This window comes from Pseudomonas sp. P5_B3, from assembly GCF_056400405.1.
The window spans coordinates 1-20,171 of sequence record NZ_JBFULI010000079.1; the positions used below are offsets into that span (position 1 = coordinate 1).

General features: G+C 60.6%; 20 protein-coding genes and 1 pseudogene. 11 read left to right on the plus strand and 10 right to left on the minus strand.

Annotation, left to right across the window (positions count from 1 at the left end; genetic code table 11):
- A pseudogene (locus tag AC1DRN_RS28075) lies at positions 1 to 185 on the plus strand (tRNA (guanosine(46)-N7)-methyltransferase TrmB); the annotation flags it as partial.
- 98 nt (positions 186 to 283) lie between these two features.
- Here AC1DRN_RS28075 and trmB read toward each other — a convergent pair.
- The 4 genes from trmB to AC1DRN_RS28095 form a co-directional block, all read right to left on the minus strand.
- Complete coding sequence (gene trmB, locus AC1DRN_RS28080) at positions 284 to 1,009, minus strand: tRNA (guanosine(46)-N7)-methyltransferase TrmB (protein ID WP_223456681.1); 726 nt, start codon at positions 1,007 to 1,009, stop codon at positions 284 to 286.
- A gap of 9 nt (positions 1,010 to 1,018) precedes the next feature.
- Positions 1,019 to 1,813 carry a thiazole synthase gene (locus AC1DRN_RS28085; RefSeq protein ID WP_223456680.1) on the minus strand — a complete coding sequence of 265 codons (795 nt, stop codon included), beginning with the start codon at positions 1,811 to 1,813 and terminating at the stop codon, positions 1,019 to 1,021.
- Between the two features lie 60 nt (positions 1,814 to 1,873).
- On the minus strand, positions 1,874 to 2,074 hold the full coding sequence (gene thiS / locus AC1DRN_RS28090; protein WP_007953386.1) for a sulfur carrier protein ThiS: 201 nt from the start codon (positions 2,072 to 2,074) through the stop codon (positions 1,874 to 1,876).
- A gap of 71 nt (positions 2,075 to 2,145) precedes the next feature.
- Positions 2,146 to 2,526, minus strand: a complete 381-nt coding sequence (locus AC1DRN_RS28095) for a DUF423 domain-containing protein (protein ID WP_223456679.1) — start codon at positions 2,524 to 2,526, stop codon at positions 2,146 to 2,148.
- Positions 2,527 to 2,600: 74 nt separating this feature from the next.
- Between AC1DRN_RS28095 and mtgA the strand changes: the two genes are divergently transcribed.
- A complete protein-coding gene (gene mtgA, locus AC1DRN_RS28100; protein WP_223456678.1) occupies positions 2,601 to 3,323 on the plus strand; it encodes a monofunctional biosynthetic peptidoglycan transglycosylase in 723 nt (240 codons plus the stop codon).
- A 163-nt stretch (positions 3,324 to 3,486) separates the two neighbouring features.
- Here the strand turns inward: mtgA and rpoH are convergent, their stop codons facing one another.
- The 4 genes from rpoH to ftsY form a co-directional block, all read right to left on the minus strand.
- Complete coding sequence (gene rpoH, locus AC1DRN_RS28105) at positions 3,487 to 4,341, minus strand: RNA polymerase sigma factor RpoH (protein ID WP_150725044.1); 855 nt, start codon at positions 4,339 to 4,341, stop codon at positions 3,487 to 3,489.
- 119 nt (positions 4,342 to 4,460) lie between these two features.
- A complete protein-coding gene (ftsX, locus tag AC1DRN_RS28110) occupies positions 4,461 to 5,483 on the minus strand; it encodes a permease-like cell division protein FtsX (RefSeq protein ID WP_223456676.1) in 1,023 nt (340 codons plus the stop codon).
- Entirely contained in the window at positions 5,480 to 6,151 is a 672-nt protein-coding gene (gene ftsE, locus AC1DRN_RS28115; protein WP_007975383.1) for a cell division ATP-binding protein FtsE, read from the minus strand. Before ftsE ends, ftsX begins: the two co-directional genes overlap by 4 nt.
- On the minus strand, positions 6,148 to 7,665 hold the full coding sequence (gene ftsY / locus AC1DRN_RS28120) for a signal recognition particle-docking protein FtsY (protein WP_457265668.1): 1,518 nt from the start codon (positions 7,663 to 7,665) through the stop codon (positions 6,148 to 6,150). Before ftsY ends, ftsE begins: the two co-directional genes overlap by 4 nt.
- Positions 7,666 to 8,008: 343 nt before the next feature.
- Here ftsY and AC1DRN_RS28125 point away from each other — a divergent pair, with 343 nt between their 5' ends.
- The 7 genes from AC1DRN_RS28125 to AC1DRN_RS28155 all read left to right on the plus strand — a co-directional run bounded on the left by AC1DRN_RS28125 (position 8,009) and on the right by AC1DRN_RS28155 (position 16,284).
- Positions 8,009 to 9,364 carry a M16 family metallopeptidase gene (locus AC1DRN_RS28125; protein ID WP_223456672.1) on the plus strand — a complete coding sequence of 452 codons (1,356 nt, stop codon included), beginning with the start codon at positions 8,009 to 8,011 and terminating at the stop codon, positions 9,362 to 9,364.
- Entirely contained in the window at positions 9,357 to 10,847 is a 1,491-nt protein-coding gene (locus AC1DRN_RS28130; RefSeq protein WP_223456670.1) for a M16 family metallopeptidase, read from the plus strand. Before AC1DRN_RS28125 ends, AC1DRN_RS28130 begins: the two co-directional genes overlap by 8 nt.
- Positions 10,847 to 11,443: a 16S rRNA (guanine(966)-N(2))-methyltransferase RsmD gene (rsmD, locus tag AC1DRN_RS28135; protein ID WP_223456668.1), complete on the plus strand. Its 597-nt coding sequence runs from the start codon at positions 10,847 to 10,849 to the stop codon at positions 11,441 to 11,443. The genes AC1DRN_RS28130 and rsmD overlap by 1 nt, the downstream gene beginning before the upstream one ends.
- 125 nt (positions 11,444 to 11,568) lie before the next feature.
- Positions 11,569 to 12,915: a M16 family metallopeptidase gene (locus tag AC1DRN_RS28140; protein ID WP_223456665.1), complete on the plus strand. Its 1,347-nt coding sequence runs from the start codon at positions 11,569 to 11,571 to the stop codon at positions 12,913 to 12,915.
- The gene (locus tag AC1DRN_RS28145) at positions 12,908 to 14,353 is read left to right on the plus strand and encodes a M16 family metallopeptidase (protein WP_223456663.1); all 1,446 of its coding nucleotides are present in this window, start codon (positions 12,908 to 12,910) and stop codon (positions 14,351 to 14,353) included. The genes AC1DRN_RS28140 and AC1DRN_RS28145 overlap by 8 nt, the downstream gene beginning before the upstream one ends.
- Before the next feature lie 73 nt (positions 14,354 to 14,426).
- Entirely contained in the window at positions 14,427 to 15,446 is a 1,020-nt protein-coding gene (locus AC1DRN_RS28150; RefSeq protein WP_411740675.1) for a hydrolase, read from the plus strand.
- A 4-nt stretch (positions 15,447 to 15,450) separates the two neighbouring features.
- Complete coding sequence (locus AC1DRN_RS28155; RefSeq protein WP_223456661.1) at positions 15,451 to 16,284, plus strand: AraC family transcriptional regulator; 834 nt, start codon at positions 15,451 to 15,453, stop codon at positions 16,282 to 16,284.
- Between the two features lie 138 nt (positions 16,285 to 16,422).
- On the opposite strand, the gene AC1DRN_RS28160 is transcribed toward AC1DRN_RS28155, so the two are convergent.
- Entirely contained in the window at positions 16,423 to 17,277 is an 855-nt protein-coding gene (locus AC1DRN_RS28160; RefSeq protein ID WP_223456659.1) for a sulfurtransferase, read from the minus strand.
- Between the two features lie 34 nt (positions 17,278 to 17,311).
- The gene (locus AC1DRN_RS28165) at positions 17,312 to 17,983 is read right to left on the minus strand and encodes a TetR/AcrR family transcriptional regulator (RefSeq protein WP_223456657.1); all 672 of its coding nucleotides are present in this window, start codon (positions 17,981 to 17,983) and stop codon (positions 17,312 to 17,314) included.
- Positions 17,984 to 18,128: 145 nt separating this feature from the next.
- On the opposite strand from AC1DRN_RS28165, the gene AC1DRN_RS28170 reads away from it, so the two are divergent.
- Together AC1DRN_RS28170 and AC1DRN_RS28175 are read left to right on the plus strand one after the other, a co-directional pair.
- Positions 18,129 to 19,559 carry a coniferyl aldehyde dehydrogenase gene (locus tag AC1DRN_RS28170; RefSeq protein ID WP_223456654.1) on the plus strand — a complete coding sequence of 477 codons (1,431 nt, stop codon included), beginning with the start codon at positions 18,129 to 18,131 and terminating at the stop codon, positions 19,557 to 19,559.
- A 27-nt stretch (positions 19,560 to 19,586) separates the two neighbouring features.
- Positions 19,587 to 20,132, plus strand: a complete 546-nt coding sequence (locus AC1DRN_RS28175) for a twin-arginine translocation pathway signal protein (protein WP_223456652.1) — start codon at positions 19,587 to 19,589, stop codon at positions 20,130 to 20,132.
- Positions 20,133 to 20,171 lie beyond the last annotated feature (39 nt).

Here is a 20,171-nt window from a genome sequence, read left to right on the forward strand (position 1 = left end):
CCGATTGGGAACCGTACGCCGAATACATGCTGGAAGTGATGAGCGTCGCGCCGGGTTACCGCAATCTTGCCGAAGACGGCAAGTGCGTACCGCGCCCGGCCGAGCGGCCGATCACCAAGTTCGAACGCCGTGGCGAACGTCTTGGGCATGGCGTGTGGGATTTGAAGTTCGAGAAGTTGGCGTAAAACCTGTGGGAGCGAGCTTGCTCGCGATGAGGCCATCACATTCAACATCTATGTTGACTGTCAGGCCGCCATCGCGAGCAAGCTCGCTCCCACAGGTTTTACGCCAACTTCTCGAACTTCAAATCCCACACGCCATGCCCAAGACGTTCGCCACGGCGTTCGAACTTGGTGATCGGCCGCTCGGCCGGGCGCGGTACGCACTTGCCGTCTTCGGCAAGATTGCGGTAACCCGGCGCGACGCTCATCACTTCCAGCATGTATTCGGCGTACGGTTCCCAATCGGTGGCCATGTGCAGAATGCCGCCGACCTTCAACTTGCTGCGCACCAGCTCAGCGAAGGACGCCTGAACGATACGACGCTTGTGGTGACGGCTCTTGTGCCACGGGTCCGGGAAAAACAGCATCAGGCGATCGAGGCTGTTATCGGCCACGCAGCGGTTGAGCACTTCGATCGCGTCGCAATCGTAGACCCGCAGGTTGGTCAGGCCTTGCGTCAGCACGCCATTGAGCAGCGCACCGACACCCGGACGGTGCACTTCGACGCCGATGAAATCCTGATCCGGCGCAGCCGCTGCCATTTCCAGCAGCGAGTGGCCCATGCCGAAACCGATTTCCAGCGAGCGCGGTGCCGAGCGACCGAACACCTGGTCGAAGTCCACCGGCGCATCAGCCAGCGGCAGCACGAACAGCGGAGTGCCCTGCTCCAGGCCCTTTTGCTGGCCTTCGGTCATGCGCCCGGCGCGCATCACGAAACTTTTGATGCGGCGGTGTTGGCGCTCGTCGCCTTCTTCCGTCTGGATAGGCGTGTCGTTCGATTCAGTCATCAATGGCTCTTACTTGATCAGACCATCCAGCGGCGAAGAGGCGCTGGCATAGAGTTTTTTCGGCATGCGGCCAGCGAGGTAGGCCAGGCGGCCTGCGACGATGGCATGTCTCATGGCTTCAGCCATCATGACCGGCTGCTGGGCGTGGGCGATGGCCGAGTTCATCAGCACCGCATCACAACCCAGCTCCATGGAAATGGTGGCGTCGGACGCGGTACCGACACCGGCATCCACCAGCACCGGGATTTTGGCTTCTTCCAGGATGATTTGCAGATTGTACGGGTTGCAGATCCCCAGGCCCGAACCGATCAGACCAGCCAGCGGCATCACCGCGATACAGCCGATTTCCGCCAATTGACGGGCGATGATCGGGTCATCACTGGTGTAGACCATCACGTCGAAGCCTTCCTTGACCAGCGTTTCGGCGGCCTTGAGGGTTTCGATCACGTTGGGGAACAGGGTTTTCTGATCGGCCAGCACTTCCAGCTTCACCAGGTTGTGGCCATCGAGCAGCTCACGGGCCAGGCGGCAAGTGCGCACGGCCTCGATAGCGTCGTAGCAACCGGCGGTGTTCGGCAGGAAGGTGTAGCGATCCGGCGACAGCACTTCGAGCAGGTTCGGCTCGCCCTCGATCTGGCCAAGGTTGGTGCGACGCACGGCGAAGGTGACGATCTCGGCACCCGAGGCTTCGATGGCCAGGCGGGTTTCTTCCATGTCACGGTACTTGCCGGTACCGACCAGCAAACGCGACTGGTAAGTACGACCGGCCAGGACGAAAGGCTTGTCGCTGCGAACGATGCTCATGGGAAATCCTCTATAGGGGTGAGGTACTTGCAGAATTCTGTGGCCACTCGGCCGAGGTTGCTAGCCGCCACCGATGGCGTGCACCACTTCGACGTTGTCGCCGTCGTTCAACGTGGTGTCTGCGTGCTGACTGCGCGGGACGATATCCAGATTGAGTTCGACCGCCACCCGGCGTCCGGTCAGATCCAGACGGGTCAGCAGGGCCGCAACGGTTTCACCGTCGGGCAGTTCAAAGGATTCGCCGTTCAACTGAATGCGCATGCCGGATGCCGCCATCATTTTTAGGGGCTGGCATTCTAGCCCGATCATGACCTAAAGGTCAGCAACAAGCGTCAAGCGGTAAGTTGCAAGCGCCAGGCGGCTAACCCCAGGCAAAACCAGCCCACCAGGAAGGCCAGGCCACCGAACGGGGTGATGATGCCGAACTTGCTGAGGCCCGTCAGCGTCAAAACATACAGGCTGCCGGAGAACAGCAGGATACCGATGGCAAACGATGCGCCGGCCCAGGTGATCAGGCGGCCGGGAATCTGCGTGGCCAGGAATGCGACGCCCAGTAATGCCAGGGTATGTACCAGTTGATAGGTGACGCCCGTGTGGAAAATTGCCATGTACTCGGCGCTCAGGCGGTTTTTCAGGCCATGGGCGGCAAAGGCGCCGAGGCCGACACCGGTGAAGCCGAAAAAAGCGGCCAGCATCAGAAAGCCACGCAGCATGCAGAACTCCAGTCAGACTCGATCAACAGGGTCTGTATAATGGCCTGCTCAACGGGTTCGGCCAAGCCATCTCTATGCTGCGTATCTATTTCCGTCGTTTCACCAATGCCGTGCTCTGGTTCATGGGTGGCAGCGTATTGCTGGTGCTGATCTTTCGCGTGGTGCCGCCACCGGGGACCGCATTGATGGTCGAGCGCAAGATCGAATCCTGGTTCGATGGCGAACCCATTGACCTGCAACGGACCTGGAAACCCTGGGACGAGATCTCCGATGACCTGAAAGTCGCGGTGATTGCCGGCGAAGACCAGAAATTTCCGGAGCACTGGGGCTTCGATATCGGCGCGATTCAGGCGGCGTTTGCCCATAACGAGCGCGGCGGTTCGATCCGTGGCGCCAGCACCCTCAGCCAGCAAGTGTCGAAAAATCTGTTCTTGTGGTCCGGACGCAGCTGGCTGCGCAAAGGCCTGGAGGCCTGGTTTACTGCATTGATCGAAGTGTTTTGGCCAAAGCAGCGAATTCTTGAGGTGTACCTCAACAGCGTCGAGTGGGATGACGGCGTGTTTGGCGCCGAAGCGGCCGCCCGACATCACTTTGGTGTGAGTGCAAAAGGCCTCAGCCGCCAGCAGTCGAGCCTGCTCGCCGCCGTCCTGCCCAACCCGCGAGTCTGGAGTGCCAGCCATCCGACTTCCTACGTTTCGCGGCGTGCAGGGTGGATTCGACGGCAGATGAGCCAACTGGGCGGGGATAGCTATCTGGTCGGACTGAACGATTCACGCCGGGCGCCTTGGGCCGAATAACCGATCACCATTTATTGAAACACTGAAGATCCCTGTGGGAGCGAGCTTGCTCGCGATTGCGGCCTGACATTCAACTTTTATATTGAATGTTCGGACCTCATCGCGAGCAAGCTCGCYCCCACAGGATCAACGATCGGGGCGTTTTTTATTGCCTGCTCGCCAGTTACGCAGCGATCGACACTTTGAGCTTGTTCATCGCACTCTTCTCGAGCTGGCGAATACGCTCGGCCGACACGTTGTACTTCTGCGCCAGGTCGTGCAGCGTGGCTTTTTCTTCCGCCAGCCAGCGCTGATAGAGGATGTCACGGCTGCGGTCGTCCAGCACTTCCAGCGCTTCGTGCAGGTTGTGGTTGGAGTTGTCGCTCCAGTCGGCGTCTTCCAGTTGACGGGCCGGGTCGTACCGGTGGTCTTCCAGATAGTTGGCCGGCGACTGGAAAGCACTGTCGTCATCCGCTTCGGCAGCCGGGTCGAAGGCCATGTCATGGCCGGTCAGGCGACTTTCCATCTCGCGCACTTCCCGAGGCTCAACACCGAGGCTTTCCGCCACACGGTGGACTTCCTCGTTATTCAACCAGGCCAGACGTTTCTTCTGGCTGCGCAGGTTGAAGAACAGCTTGCGCTGGGCCTTTGTGGTCGCGACTTTCACGATGCGCCAGTTGCGCAGGATGAATTCGTGGATTTCCGCCTTGATCCAGTGCACGGCAAAGGACACCAGGCGCACGCCCATTTCCGGGTTGAAACGCTTCACGGCTTTCATCAGGCCGACGTTGCCTTCCTGGATCAGGTCAGCCTGGGCCAGGCCGTAGCCGGAATAGCTACGGGCGATATGTACGACAAAACGCAGGTGGGCGAGCACCATCTGCCGAGCCGCCCCCAAATCCTGCTCATAATAGAGACTCTCGGCCAGTTCACGCTCCTGCTCCGGCGACAGCAATGGAATGCTGTTGACGGTGTGCACATAGGCCTCCAGGTTCGCACCCGGGACCAGAGCATATGCAGGTTGCAAAGAATTGGTCATACGAAAAAACCTCCGACTTACAAACTCGTGCAGTTCAGCACTGCGAAAATTGACCGGAAACCGAAAGACAAGTTCCCAAAACCCAAAAACGCTGAAAGGTCAATACGAGCAAAATGATACTACTTAGGCGCAAGCTCCCTCAGGTGGCGTGCGACTGCAATCCATGCACCGATATACCCCAACAGCACCGCGCCAAGCAAGAGAGACAGACCGTCGGCAACTGGCACTCCAGCCAGTGCAAAATCACTGCCGTACAAACCGGCCAGCCCTACCACCGCGTCGTTCAGCCAATCAAGGCCGAACGCCAGTACGCCCCAGGACAGAATCCCCGCACCGAAGCCATACAGCGCGCCCATATATAGAAAGGGCCTGCGTACATAGCTGTCAGTGCCGCCGACCAGTTTAATCACTTCTATCTCTGTGCGGCGGTTTTCAATATGAAGACGAATGGTATTGCCTATCACCAAAAGTAATGCAGAAACCAGAAGCACGGTCAGACCGAAGACAAATCGATCACCCAGCTTGAGGATGGCTGCCAGACGCTCGACCCAGACTAAATCAAGTTGCGCCTGTTGTACCTTCGGCAGCTCGGATAGTTTTTGTCTTAATGCTTCAAGGGCCGGCTTGTCGACTTCGTTCGGCGTCACCAGGACCACGCCCGGCAGCGGGTTCTCCGGCAACTCCTTTAGCGCCTCGCCCAGCCCGGACTGTTTCTGGAACTCTTCCAGCGCCTGATCCCGGCCAACGTATTCGGCATCGGCGACGCCAGGCATTCCCTTGATCTGATCACGCAGCGATTCGCCTTCCGCCGGCTTGGCCTCAAGGTCCAGGTACAGGGAAATCTGCGCCGCACGCTGCCAGGAACCACCCAGACGCTCGACATTACTTAGCAAAAGTGACAGCCCCATGGGCAAACTCAGGGCCACCGCCATCACCATGCAGGTGAAAAAACTGCCGACAGGCTGCTTGCCCAGGCGGCGCAGGCTGTCCACCAGACTGGCGCGATGACTTTCGATCCAGGCGCGGAACAACGTAGCAAAGTCCGGCCCGTCGTCATCATCGCGTTTTTTCTTTTGCGGCTGCGGATCGGCGGCCTTCGGGGCCACACGCTCGGAAACCTTGGGGCTACGTGTTGCGCTCATACCGCGGCCTCCCCGTCACCGATCAATCGACCGCGTTGTAGCGTCAGCATGCGATGGCGCATGCGGGCGATCAGGGCCAGGTCATGACTGGCGATCAGCACGCTGGTACCCAGGCGATTGATGTCTTCGAACACACCCATGATCTCGGCGGCCAGACGCGGGTCGAGGTTACCGGTCGGTTCGTCCGCCAACAGCAAGGCCGGACGGTGGACGATGGCGCGGGCGATGCCGACGCGCTGCTGCTGACCGGTGGACAGGTCGCCCGGGTACAGATCGGTTTTATCCGACAGCGCCACGCGCTCCAGTGCCGAGTCCACGCGCTTGGCGATCTCGGCCTTGGACAGGCCCAGGATCTGCAATGGCAATGCAACGTTGTTGAACACCGTGCGATCGAACAGCAACTGGTGATTCTGGAACACCACACCGATCTGCCGGCGCAAGAAAGGTATCTGCGCATTGCTGATGGTGCTCAGGTCTTGCCCGGCGAGCAGCAATTTGCCGCTGGTCGGGCGCTCCATGGCCAGCAACAGCCGTAACAAGGTGCTTTTACCGGCGCCGGAATGGCCGGTGACAAACAGAAACTCGCCACGACGGACTCGAAAGCTCAGCTCATGCAAGCCGACGTGACCGTTCGGGTAGCGCTTACCGACCTGTTCGAAACGAATCATGAACGCTCCCGCTCGGCAAACAATGCCTGGACAAAGGGTTCTGCTTCAAAGGTACGCAAATCGTCGATGCCTTCGCCGACGCCGATGTAGCGGATCGGCAGGCCGAATTGCTTGGCCAGGGCGAAAATCACCCCACCTTTCGCTGTGCCATCGAGCTTGGTCAGCGCCAGGCCAGTCAGCTCGACGGTCTGGTTGAATTGCTTGGCCTGGTTGATGGCGTTCTGGCCGGTACCAGCGTCAAGCACCAACAGCACTTCGTGAGGTGCGTCGGCGTCGAGCTTGCCGATCACCCGGCGAACCTTCTTCAGCTCTTCCATCAGATTGTCTTTGGTGTGCAGGCGGCCGGCGGTGTCGGCGATCAACACATCGATACCACGGGCCTTGGCGGCCTGCACGGCGTCGAAGATCACCGAAGCCGAGTCGGCGCCAGTGTGCTGCGCGATCACCGGGATCTTGTTGCGCTCGCCCCAGACCTGCAACTGCTCCACCGCCGCGGCGCGGAAGGTGTCGCCAGCGGCGAGCATGACTTTCTTGCCTTCCAGCTGCAGCTTCTTCGCCAGTTTGCCGATGGTGGTGGTCTTGCCGGCACCGTTGACGCCGACGACCAGAATCACGAACGGCTTGTTCTGCGAGGTGACTTTAAGCGGCTGCTCGACAGGCTTGAGCATGGCCGCCAGCTCGGCCTGCAGGGATTTGTACAGGGCATCGGCGTCGGCCAGCTCTTTGCGTGCGACTTTCTGCGTCAGACGCTGGATGATCACCGAAGTGGCTTCGACACCGACGTCGGCGGTCAGCAAGCGGGTTTCGAGGTCTTCCAGCAGTTCGTCATCGATGACCTTCTTGCCCAGAAACAGGCTGGCCATGCCTTCGCCGATACTGGCGCTGGTCTTGGACAGGCCCTGCTTGAGACGGGCGAAGAAACCGGCTTTGGTTTCTTCGGTGCGCACTGGCTGGACCGGGGTTTCGATGGGAGCGAGGGCGGGAGCGGGAGCAGGTGCAGGTGCAGGTGCAGGTGCAGGTGCAGGTGCAGGTGCAGCAACAATCGGGGCTACCGGTTCGATTACAACCGGTGCAGGTGCAGGCTCAGCCACAACGACTGGCGCCACCACCGGCTCGATCTCAGGCGCATGAACCGGGGCCGGCGCAAACTCAGCCGGGGCCGGTATCTGCGGTGTCACGTGAGGGGCCAGGTCATTCTCGACCAGTGCCACGGGCTCTTCCGCCACGGGCAAGGTCAGCCACGGCTCGGCAGCGCTGGTCAGCGGTTGCTCGATGATTTCACGGGCAGGTTCGGCGACGACTTCGGCCTGCGTCTGCAGCACCGGCTCGGCAATCGGCAGAGCAACCGATGCAGACGCTTCTTCTATTACCGGGACCGGTGCCGGCGCTGGTTCAGGAATGGCTTGTGGCTGTTCGACGACGGGTTCCTGCGGCTTTTTGCGCAGCCATCCGAACAGGCTTTTTTTCTCGCCAGCCGCAGCTGGGGTCTTCTTGTCGTCGTTGGAACCAAACATGGAGGACGGCTATCTCACAGTAGCGACGCGCCAATGGCGCCCCGGCAAATAAATATTCGATGCAGAACAGACTGCGATTGACCCAGCTTGTTCACGCGCAACATTTTGTCGAGGTGCCAACGGCGCCTCAAAGGTCGACTAATACGAAGGACTGGAACGGCATCGTCGGCGAAAACGCAGAGTTTAGCTGACAAACTCAAAGTTTCTGCCGGTAACCCATACAACCCGAAGGCCGGTCAAAGGCCTGATAGGCGTGGCCGCCAGTAAACCGGATCAGTATCCTAGCACCTCCTCGCCCGCCTAGGCTAAGACCAAGCGGGCAGCCCCAAAGGTTTAAAAACGAATGAATGCTCTTGCCCGCCGCGCCGCAGGCCTGCTGCTCAGCACAGTTTGCCTACCCCTTTCGGCCCTGGCCGCCGACCCGCAACCCACCCACGAATTCACCCTCGACAATGGCCTGAAGGTGGTCGTGCGTGAGGACCACCGTGCGCCCGTGGTGGTTTCCCAGGTCTGGTACAAGGTCGGCTCCAGCTACGAGACGCCGGGTAATACCGGCCTGTCCCACGCTCTGGAACACATGATGTTCAAGGGTAGCGAGAAGGTTGGCCCTGGCGAAGCCTCGCTGATCCTGCGCGACCTCGGCGCCGAAGAGAATGCATTCACCAGCGACGACTTCACCGCGTACTACCAGGTGCTGGCCCGGGATCGCCTGGGCGTAGCCTTCGAGCTGGAAGCCGACCGCATGGCCAGCCTGCGCCTGCCGCCCGACGAGTTCGCCAAGGAAATCGAAGTCATCAAGGAAGAGCGTCGCCTGCGCACCGACGACAAGCCGATGTCCAAGGCCTACGAGCGCTTCAAGGCCATGGCCTACCCGGCCAGCGGCTACCACACGCCGACCATCGGCTGGATGGCCGACCTTGAACGGATGAAAGTCGAAGAACTGCGCCACTGGTACGAAACCTGGTACGTGCCCAACAACGCCACGCTGGTGGTGGTTGGCGATGTCACCCCGGACGAAGTCAAAACCCTGGCCCAACGCTACTTCGGCCCGATCGCCAAGCGTGAAGTGCCCGCCGCGAAAAAACCGCTGGAACTGGCCGAGCCGGGCGAGCGCCAGATCACCCTGCATGTGCAGACCCAACTGCCTAGCCTGATGCTGGCCTTCAACGTGCCAAGCATCGCCACCACCGACGACAAACGCCTGGTCAATGCCCTGCGCCTGATCTCGGCGCTGCTCGACGGCGGCTACAGCGGACGCATCCCGACGCAACTGGAGCGCGGAGAAGAACTGGTGTCCGGCGGCTCGTCGAGTTACGACGCCTACACCCGTGGCGACAGCCTCTTCACCCTGTCGGCATCGCCAAACTCACAGAAACACAAGACCATCGCCCAGGCGCAAGCCGGATTGTGGAAGCTGCTCGACCAGCTTAAAACCACGGCGCCAACCGCTGAAGAGCTGGAACGGGTACGCGCACAAGTCATCGCCGGCCTGGTCTTCGAGCGTGACTCGATCACCAGCCAGGCCACCGCCATCGGCCAACTGGAAACCGTCGGCCTGTCATGGAAGCTGATGGACACCGAACTGGCCGATCTGGAAAGCGTCACGCCGCAAGACATCCAGAAAGCCGCCAAGCTGTATTTCACCCGCGAACGTCTCAGCGTCGCCCATGTACTGCCTCTGGAGACGACTCATGAGTGAGCGTAAACCCTCTCGCCTGGCCCTGATCGGCCTGGTCGCCGTTGCCGTTTTCGGTTCCGCCGCGTTCTATTTGTCGCGTTCTGGCGAAACCAGTGCCAGCGAAGCCCTGGACAAGGCCAAGGCCAGCCAGAAACTGCAATCGCTGACCGAACTCAACGGCAAGGCACCGGGCCACCGCCAGCTGGACGTACAAACCTGGAGCACTGCCGAAGGTGCGAAAGTGCTGTTCGTCGAAGCCCATGAGCTGCCGATGTTCGACATGCGCCTGATCTTCGCCGCCGGCAGCAGCCAGGACGGCGATGCACCGGGCGTGGCGGTGTTGACCAACGCCATGCTCAACGAAGGCGTGGCCGGCAAAGACGTCGGTGCCATTGCCCAGGGTTTCGAAGGCCTGGGCGCCGACTTTGGCAACGGTGCCTACAAGGACATGGCCATCGCGTCGCTGCGCAGCCTCAGTGACCGGGACAAGCGCGAGACGGCCTTGAAGCTGTTCGCCGAAGTCGTCGGCAAACCGACCTTCCCCGCCGACTCGTTTGCCCGCATCAAGAACCAGATGCTCGCCGGTTTCGAATACCAGAAACAGAATCCCGGCAAACTGGCGAGCCTGGAACTGATGAACCGCTTGTACGGTGATCACCCATACGCACACGCCAGCGACGGCACGGCGAAAACCATCCCGGCGATTACCCAGGCACAGCTGCGGGCTTTCCACGAGAAAGCCTACGCGGCCGGTAACGTGGTGATCGCACTGGTCGGCGACCTGTCCCGCGCGGAAGCCGAAGCGATTGCCGCCCAGGTGTCCAGCGCCCTGCCCAAAGGCCCGGCGCTGGCGAAAATCGCGCAACCGGTCGAGCCCAAGGCCAGCGTCGGCCATATCGAGTTCCCGTCCAAGCAGACCAACCTGATGCTCGCGCAATTGGGCATCGACCGCGACGACCCGGACTACGCGGCGTTGTCCATGGGCAACCAGATTCTCGGTGGCGGCGGCTTCGGCACCCGTCTGATGAGCGAAGTGCGCGAGAAGCGTGGCCTGACTTACGGCGTGTATTCGGGCTTTACCCCGATGCAGGCGCGCGGCCCATTCATGATCAACCTGCAAACCCGCGCCGAGATGAGCGAAGGCACCCTGAAACTGGTGCAGGATGTGTTGGCCGACTACCTTAAAACCGGCCCGACCGAAAAAGAGCTGGACGACGCCAAGCGCGAACTGGCCGGCAGCTTCCCGCTGTCCACCGCGAGCAACGCCGATATCGTCGGTCAGCTGGGCGCCATCGGTTTCTACAACCTGCCGCTGAGTCACCTGGAAGACTTCATGCAACAGTCCCAGGCCTTGACCGTCGAGCAGGTCAAAGCCGCCATGAACAAACACCTGGGCACGGACAAGATGGTCATCGTCAGCGCTGGCCCGACCGTGCCGCAAAAGCCGTTACCGGCCCCTACTGATAAACCTTCCGAGCAGCCGCTCGGGGTTCCGGAGCATTAATGGCCCATCCTAAAAAACCCGCCAAAAACGTCCATAACGGCGTGAACCAGCTGCGCATCATCGGCGGCGAATGGCGCAGCCGGAAGCTGAGCTTCCCCGACGCCCCTGGCCTGCGCCCGACGCCGGATCGCGTGCGTGAAACCCTGTTCAACTGGCTCGCGCCTTACGTGCCGGGCGCCAAGGTGCTCGACCCGTTCACCGGCAGCGGCGCGCTGTTCCTTGAAGCACTGTCCCGTGGCGCGGCCATGGGTCAGGCGCTGGACGCCAGCAGTATCGCGGTGTCCAGCCTGAAAGAGCACCTGGGGACGCTGCGGTGCACCAACGGCCAGGTCCAGACTGCCGATGCCCTGCGCTACCTGGAAACCCAGACCGCGACGGCCTACGACCTGGTGTTCCTCGACCCGCCATTCAACCAGAACCTGCTGCCCGCCGTTTGCAAGTTGCTCGAAGAGCGCCAATGGCTGGCCGAAGACGCCTGGGTGTACACCGAAAGCGAGTCGGCGCCGTCGACCCTGGGCCTGCCGGAGAACTGGCGCCTGCACCGGGAGCAGAAATCCGGACGCGTGTATTACTCGTTGTGGCAGCGCAACGCCTGACATTTCAGCGAGACGACTGCCCCAGCCTGGTTGTGAGGTGCACTACATAGTTACCACCTGACGCCCTTACGGATCATCCACAGTGGTTTGCGCAATTACCTGCAAACCACTGAGGATGAACACGGATGAACATCTCCCGCAGCCTATTTATGCTGCCCTTTATCGCCTGGCTACCGCTCATGGCCAGCGCGGCGACACCCCCCGCGACGCAAGACTTCGTACTGGACAACGGCCTCAAGGTTATCGTGCGCGAGGACCATCGCTCGCCCATCGTTACCGCCCAGCTCTGGATCAAGGTCGGTGCAAGCTACGAGCCTCCCGGCCAGTCCGGCCTGTCCCACGCCCTCGAACATATGGTCTACAAAGGCAGCAGCAAGGCCTGCGCCGGAGAGTTCGCGGCGATACTGAAAAAACTGGGCGCCAGCGAAAACGCATTTACCGGCACCGATTTCACGGTCTTTTACCAGACACTGCCTTCCGGCCGCACTGGCGTCGCTTTTGAAATACTGGCCGATCTGATGAGTACGGCCGAGCTGGATGCACAGGACTTTACACAGGAGCTCAAGGTCATTCAGGAGGAGCGTCGGATGCACTTTGATGATGAAATCATCGCGCTGGCTCAAGAACGACTGAACAGCATCGCCTACCCGGCCAGCGGCTACCGAACCCCGACAATCGGCTGGATGCACGACCTGCAACGCATGAATGCCGTGCAATTGCAGCAGTGGTATCAGGCCTGGTATTCACCGGACAATGCGACGCTGGTAGTCGTTGGCGATGTTGCACCTGAGCGGATCAAGACCCTGGCACAGCAGCACTTCGGCCACCTTGAGCGACGTGCGACACCTGTGGCGCCTACCCCTGTCGAGCTGGCTTCTGCCGGAGAACGGTCACTGACCCTGTATGCACCCATAGCATCCCCGCGCCTGATCATGAGTTTCAACGCGCCCAGCCTGACCACGGCACCGGATCATCGGACCGCCCATGCCCTGCGCCTGCTCGATATGTTACTGGCCGGGTCCAGTAGCGCGCGGATCAAACAGCAACTGCAACTGGGCGAGGCGATATTCACCGAGGCCGACTCAGCGTACGACGCCTTCAATCGCGGCGATTCGTTACTGACCATCAGCACCCAGCTCAACCCGGACAAGCTCAGTGACGCTGACGAAGCCCTCGCCCGCCTGTGGCAAGTGATCGAATCACTGAAGAGCAAGGCACCGGAACCGGCAGAACTGGAGCGCGCGAAAAACCTCCTGATCGCTAACTCGGTTTATGCGCAGGATGATCTGGAAGAACAGGCCAACACCTTGGGCCTGCTGGAAACCATCGGCCTGGACTGGCGGCTGGCCGATCAGGATACCGATGAGCTGAACAAGGTCACCCCCCTGGATATTCAACAGGTCGCAAAGACTTACCTGACGCGTGAGCGCCTGAGTACCGCGACAATCTTGCCGGAGAAAAACAATGGATAAGCTCAAAGGCCTCATCAGTGGATTGATCCTGGCCGGCATGCTGTTGAGTGCGCAGGCCCCTGCCGTTGCAACCACGGCGCCCCAGAAACCAGTGCTGCAATCGCTCAATGAACCACAGACTCCGGCGACCCAGCGCACGCTGTCGATCAAGGGTTACAAAACGCTCAGTGGAACGAAGATCCTGTTCATCCACACCCCTGGCCTGCCAATGTTTGATGCCTTGGTGAGTTTTGCTGCCGGCAGCGCCCACACCCCGCATCAACCCGGCCTGGCCGCGGTCACCTATAGCCTTTTGAATGAGGGCGTAGCTGGCAAGGACGTCAACGCCATACAGGCGACGTTCGACAATCTGGGTGCCAGGATGGGTATGGATATCAGCCAGGACCGGACCTGGTTTTCCCTGCGTAGCCTGAGTGACGAATCACGGCGCGCTCCAGCCCTGGAACTGTTTGCCCAGGTACTCGGCAAGCCGCTGTTGCCGCAAGAGTCCCTGCCTACGGTGAAATCCCAATTGCAGTACTTTCTGGACCTTGAAGATCAGTCCCATGCCGCTCAAGCCCGACAAGCGAACCTCGGTCAGTTGTTTCCCGAGCACGGTTATGCTCAGTCCTTCTACGGAACCAGGGCCGGACTGACCTCCGTCACCCGCACCCAGGTGCAAGACTTTTATCGCGAGGCTTATGCCGCGGGCAATGCCCAGATCACACTGGTTGGTGACCTCACCGAGGAAGAAGCCCAGCGCATCGGTGCGCAGATATCCGCGGCCTTGCCCCTGGGACCGGCCACTGCCGCGATCCAGCCAGTGACAAGTCCGGCCGCTCCAGGTCTGCTACGCGTTGAGCGACCATCGACCCAGGCTTATCTACGCCTTGCCCAGCCAAGTGTCCTGCGAAACAGTCCGGACTACGTCGCGCTTCAGATGGCCATGCGGGTTTTCACCAACCGTCTGACCAATGAACTGCGTGAACGCCGAGGCCTGACCTACCACGTTGAAGCCGACCTTTCAGCCCTTCAGGCGCAGGGGTTACTGACCATTGATTTGCAGACCCGACCAGAGCAGGCCGATGCCGTGCTGGCCCATATCAAGACGATGTTCAACGACTTCCTCGCCCAAGGGCCGACCCAACAGGAACTCGAAGACATCCAACAGCAACTGACCGGTAGCGCGCCGTTGGGCAGCGCTACCAATGCGCAGATTCTGAGCCAGTTGTACGCCATCAGCGCCCACAATCTGCCGCTGGACCTCGACTTCGCCATGCAAGCCGCCTTGAAGCTGAACCTTGTATCAATCAAAAGCGCACTCAACCGGCATTACCACGCCGACCAATGGCGCGCTGTCATCCTGGGGCCGAAGACAGATCAACAACCGCTGCCGGCTCCAAGCGAAAGCGCAACCAATTCCATGTGTCGCGCACCTGGCGAGATTGTGGCAAGTTAGAGAGCCATGATGACGCGGTTGCGGCGCTGTCCCGCCGCGTCTTCGGGCAGACTCATGAACACTTCCACCGAGAATGACTGTGCAATCGCACCCCACACTGGCCTCACCGCCGTCCTTTACCCCCGCCTTTGGCATCGGCAATCCGCACTTGCAAACCTTGTGGGGGCCTCTGTGGCGTAAAACCGTGCACATCGGCCGCGAACGCGAACGTCTCTGGCTTGAAGACGGCGATTTTCTCGATCTCGACTGGCACGGCCCGCACAGCGCCGACGCACCCTTGGTGCTCGTGTTGCACGGGCTCACCGGCTCCTCGAATTCGCCTTATGTCGCCGGCATGCAAAAAGCCTTGGGCGAGCGGGGTTGGGCCAGTGTCGCGTTGAACTGGCGCGGCTGTTCAGGCGAACCCAACCTGTTGCCGCGCAGCTACCATTCCGGCGCCAGCGAAGACCTGGCCGAAACCATCAGGCACTTGCGGGCCAAACGGCCTCTCGCTCCGCTGTATGCTGTCGGCTACTCATTGGGCGGCAATATCCTGCTCAAGCATTTGGGCGAAACCGGTACCGACAGCGACTTGATGGGCGCCGTGGCGGTGTCGGTGCCGTTCCGCCTGGACCACTGCGCCGACCGTATCGACCAGGGTTTCTCAAAGGTCTATCAGGCGCATTTCATGCGCGAGATGCTCGCCTACATCAAGAACAAACAGCGGCAGTTCCAGCATGACGGACACGAGGATGGCCTGGCCGCATTGGCCGCACTTGGCTCACTGGAAAACATGCGCACGTTCTGGGATTTCGATGGCCGGGTTACCGCACCGCTGAACGGCTTTGTCGATGCCGAGGATTACTATCGCCGCGCATCGAGCCGCTACTTCCTCGGCGAAATTCGCACCCCGACCCTGATGATTCAGGCGGCCGACGACCCCTTCGTATTTCCCCACAGCCTGCCGCACGTCGATGAATTGTCCGCCTGTACGCAATTTGAACTGCAAGCCAAGGGCGGGCACGTCGGATTCGTAGACGGCACGCTCAGGCAACCGGGTTACTACCTGGAACGGCGCATCCCCGAGTGGCTGGCCGCCGTGGCTCGCAAGTAAAGCCATGGTCAGCGATCAGGGCGAGTCGATTCATTTCTGGCAAACCGCACCACTGGCCGGGGTCGAGTTGTTGTCCGCCCGCTACATCGATCATCGTTTCGCGCCCCATGTGCATGACGGCTATGTGATCGGCATGATCATGGCCGGCGCCCAGCGTTATCGTTATCGCGGTGCCGAACACCTGGCGGGCAGCGGCACGCTGGTGCTGATCAACCCCGATGAATTGCACACCGGTCATAAAGGTACCGAGGATGGCTGGCTGTACCGGGCGTTTTATCCGGACAGCGGACAGATAACCTCGCTGCTGGCCGAACTCGAATTGCCGACCCACCACTTGCCGGCCTTCGGTGCCACGCTGTATCGCGATCAGGATCTGGTGAACGGTTTCTGCCAACTCCACCGCCTGCTGGAAAGCCCCGCCACCGCATTGCAGCAACAAACGGTCTGGCGCGAACTGGTGCTGTCGCTGTTGCAGCGTCATGCGGCGGTGCCCGATGCCGGCAAACCCGGCAAGGAACACCGGGCCGTGAGCCTGGCCAAGGAATTGCTGCAGGCGCAACTGGCAGCACCGCCCTCACTGGAGACACTGGCGGCGGCGGTCAATCTCTCGCCATTCCATTTCGCCCGAGTGTTCCGCCGCGCCACCGGCATGCCGCCACACACCTGGCTGATGCAACAGCGCATCGCCCGGGCGCGGACGTTGCTGCAAAGTGGTTGTTTACCGCTGGAAGTCGCAATGCAACTTGGGTTTGCCGACCAGAGCCATCTGAGCCGGCAGTTCAAGCAAGTGTATGGGGTTGGGCCGGGGGCGTATCGCAGTGCAAAGCGGGGGACTTGAGGTTTAACAAGGTCTCACAAACACCATCCATCCCTGTGGGAGCGAGCTTGCTCGCGATGGCGGCTTAACAATCAGCATCACTATTGAATGTAATGGCCCCATCGCGAGCAAGCTCGCTCCCACAGGGTTTCGTGGCGTTCATTCGCCAGTGGCAATGCCCCGCGCAGGCTCGTTGATCCATTCGCTCCACGACCCGGCATACAACGAACCCAGCGGATAACCGGCCAGACACAACGCAAACAGGTTGTGGCACGCCGTCACGCCGGAACCGCAGTACGCCACCAGATCGGTCGGCGAACGATCACCCAGTTTTGCGGCGAAACGCTGCTTGAGCTGATCGGCCGACAGGAAGAGCCCGTCTGCGCCCAGGTTGTCGGTAAACGCCGCGCACTGGGCACCGGGAATGTGCCCGGCAACCGGGTCGATCGGTTCCACTTCACCCTTGAATCGCGGCAGTGCGCGGGCATCGAGCAGGGTAAGTTCCGGCCGGGCGAGGCGCTTTTGCAACTGCTCGGCACTGATCAGCAACGCCGTATCAGGACTGCCGGTGAAGGAGCCACGGGTGATCGCCGGCGTATCCAGGCTCAACGGCAACCCCGCCGCATGCCAGGCCTTGAGTCCGCCATCGAGGATGAATACGCCATCGCGCTTACCCAACCATGCCAGCAGCCACCAGGCCCGCGCCGCATAGGCACCCGGACCATCGTCGTACAAAACCACTTCGCTATCGGCGTTGATGCCCCAGGCTTGCAGGCGCTCGATCAATTGCACGGGTTCGGGTAACGGATGACGCCCGGTCACGCCCTTGACCACGGCGCCACTCAGATCACGCTCAAGGTCAGCATAGCTCGAACCGGCAATGTGCCCTTCGGCATAGCTGCGCTGACCGTAATCCGGGTCTTCGAGGGCAAAACGACAATCCAGAATCACCAGCCCCGGCTGGTCCTTTTTCAGGTCCAGTGCTTGCGGGCTGATCAATTGCGCAATGGGCATAACGGGCTCCTGTGATTTTTATCGGACTTCGATCCTACGACACTTCCTCAAGCGCCTGGGCCAGGGGCACGTAAAACTCTTCGAACAAGGCATTGACCGCATCGCGGGCCTCATCCGTGACAAACCCGGCTTCCAGCACCAAAACCTGATACACCCCGCGTTTAATGGCCTGCTCGCTCAAGTGGCTGGAATTCTCCCGCGTGGTGCACAGGAAACGTACCCAGGACGTGAGGATGATCCAGGCATTGAGCGTCAGGGATTCGATCTGCACCTTGTCCATCTTCAGGATGCCAGCGGCGACGAAGCCTTCGTAGATCGCCGAACCCTGGATCAGGCAGCGCTGAGAGAAACGTCGATAGCGGTCGGCCAAGTCCGGATCGCTGTCGAGCAAATGTTCGAGATCGCGATGCAGAAACCGGTAACGCCACATCGCCGCCAGCAGCTCCTTGAGGTAGAAGCGTTTGTCTTCCACCGTGGCAGTACGGCCCTGGGGCGGGCGCAGGAAGCTGTCCACCAGGCTCTCGTATTCGCTGAACAGCACAGCGATGATCGCCTGCTTGTTGGGGAAGTGGTAGTACAGGTTGCCCGGGGAAATTTCCATATGGGCAGCGATGTGGTTGGTACTGATGCTGCGCTCGCCCTGTTGATTGAACAGCTCCAGGCTGTTCTGCACGATGCGCTCGCTGGTTTTGATCCGTGGGGCCATGGCTTGGGCTTTAATTCAGAGTGCGTTGACGGGCATCTTAGATCTATCCGCGAGTGGATAAAACAAAGCTGTTACAGGATGTCATTTGACTTTTTAGAGTATAGACTCTAGAAAGTGCCCCATTACAATAAATCCGGAGCCGACCATGACTGCTGAAATTTCCTACCTGCAGAACCTACAGCAGCCGCTGGAAGAGCTTCAGGCCCTGTTCGACGCCCAGCGTGCCGCCTACGCCGCCAACCCGATGCCACCCGCCGCGCAGCGCCAACAATGGCTCAAGGCGCTGAAGGATTTGTTGAACAATGAACGCCAGGCCCTGATCGATGCGATCAGCCAGGACTTCAGCCATCGTAGCGCCGATGAAACCCTGCTCGCCGAACTGATGCCCAGCCTGCACGGCATCCATTACGCCAGCAAACACCTCAAGGGCTGGATGAAAGCGTCGCGGCGCAAGGTGGGCGCTGCCTTCCAGCCGGCTTCGGCCAAAGTCGTTTACCAACCGCTGGGCGTGGTCGGGGTCATCGTGCCGTGGAACTACCCGCTGTACCTGGCCATCGGCCCGCTGGTCGGCGCGCTGTCGGCGGGCAATCGGGTGATGCTCAAGCTCAGTGAATCGACTCCCGCTACCGGCTTGCTGATGAAGCAGTTGCTGGCGCGCATCTTCCCCGAAGACCTGGTTTGCGTGGTCCTGGGCGAGGCCGATATGGGCGTGGCGTTTTCACGCCTGCCGTTCGATCACCTGCTGTTCACCGGCGCCACCAGCATCGGCAAACACGTCATGCGCGCCGCCGCGGAAAACCTGACCCCGGTAACCCTGGAACTGGGTGGCAAGTCCCCGGCCATTGTTTCCCGCGACGTGCCGCTCAAGGACGCCGCCGAGCGCATCGCCTTCGGCAAAACCTTGAACGCCGGCCAGACCTGCGTGGCCCCTGACTACGTACTGGTGCCGGAGGATCGCGTCGGAGGTTTCGTCGAAGCCTATCGCACAGCCGTCCGCGGGTTTTATCCGACGCTGGCCGACAACCCGGACTACACCGCGATCATCAATGAGCGACAACTGGCGCGCCTAAACGGCTACGTCAGCGACGCCACCAGCAAGGGTGCGCTGCTGATGCCGCTGTTCGACCAGGGCCAGGGCCGACGCATGAGCCATAGCCTGCTGCTCAATGTCACCGACGAGATGACGGTGATGCAGGACGAGATTTTCGGACCGCTGCTGCCGATCGTGCCGTACAAGGATCTGGACCAGGCATTTGCCTACATCAACCAGCGCCCGCGCCCACTGGCGCTGTATTACTTCGGCTACGACAAGCGCGAACAACAGCGCGTGCTGCACGAAACCCATTCCGGTGGCGTGTGCCTGAACGACACGCTGCTGCACGTCGCCCAGGACGACATGCCGTTCGGCGGTATCGGTGCCTCGGGCATGGGTCATTATCATGGTCATGAAGGGTTCCTGACCTTCAGCAAGGCCAAGGGCGTGCTGATCAAGCAGCGCTTCAACGCGGCGAAACTGATTTACCCGCCGTATGGCAAATCGATCCAGAAGCTGATCCAGAAGCTGTTCATCCGCTAACGATCTCACCGTCGGGTAATAACAATAATGAACCCCAGCCTTTGCGATACACCCGCGCTGTCACGGCGCGGGCTACTTAAATTCAGCCTCGGCGCCAGCGCCTTTCTCGCCACTGCCGGATTGGGCGCCAGCCTCAGCGGCTGTTCGTCGAGTGTTCCGGCCAGTGGCTTCGTCACGTTGCGAAGCGGCGACCTGCTGTTTTTGCGGGCGTTGATTCCAGTCATGCTCGATGGTGCCGTAACTTCCGAACGGATGCCCGAGGCTGTCGAGGGCACACTGAAAAGCCTTGATTACAACCTCGCTCACTTGTCACCGGAAATGCTCAAACTGACCCAGCAACTGTTCGATGTGTTGGGCATGGCCGTGACCCGTGGACCGCTGACCGGGATCTGGAGCAGCTGGGAAAACGCCAGCGCCGATGATATCCGGCAGTTTCTGAACCGCTGGGAAAATAGCTCATTGAGCCTGTTGCGCATGGGTCACAGTTCTTTGCTGCAATTGGTGATGATGGCCTGGTACGGCCGCAAAGAATCGTGGGCGCATTGCGGGTATCCCGGGCCGCCAACAGTCTGAAATCGAGTCGACCCCATCGCGAGCAAGCTCGCTCCCACA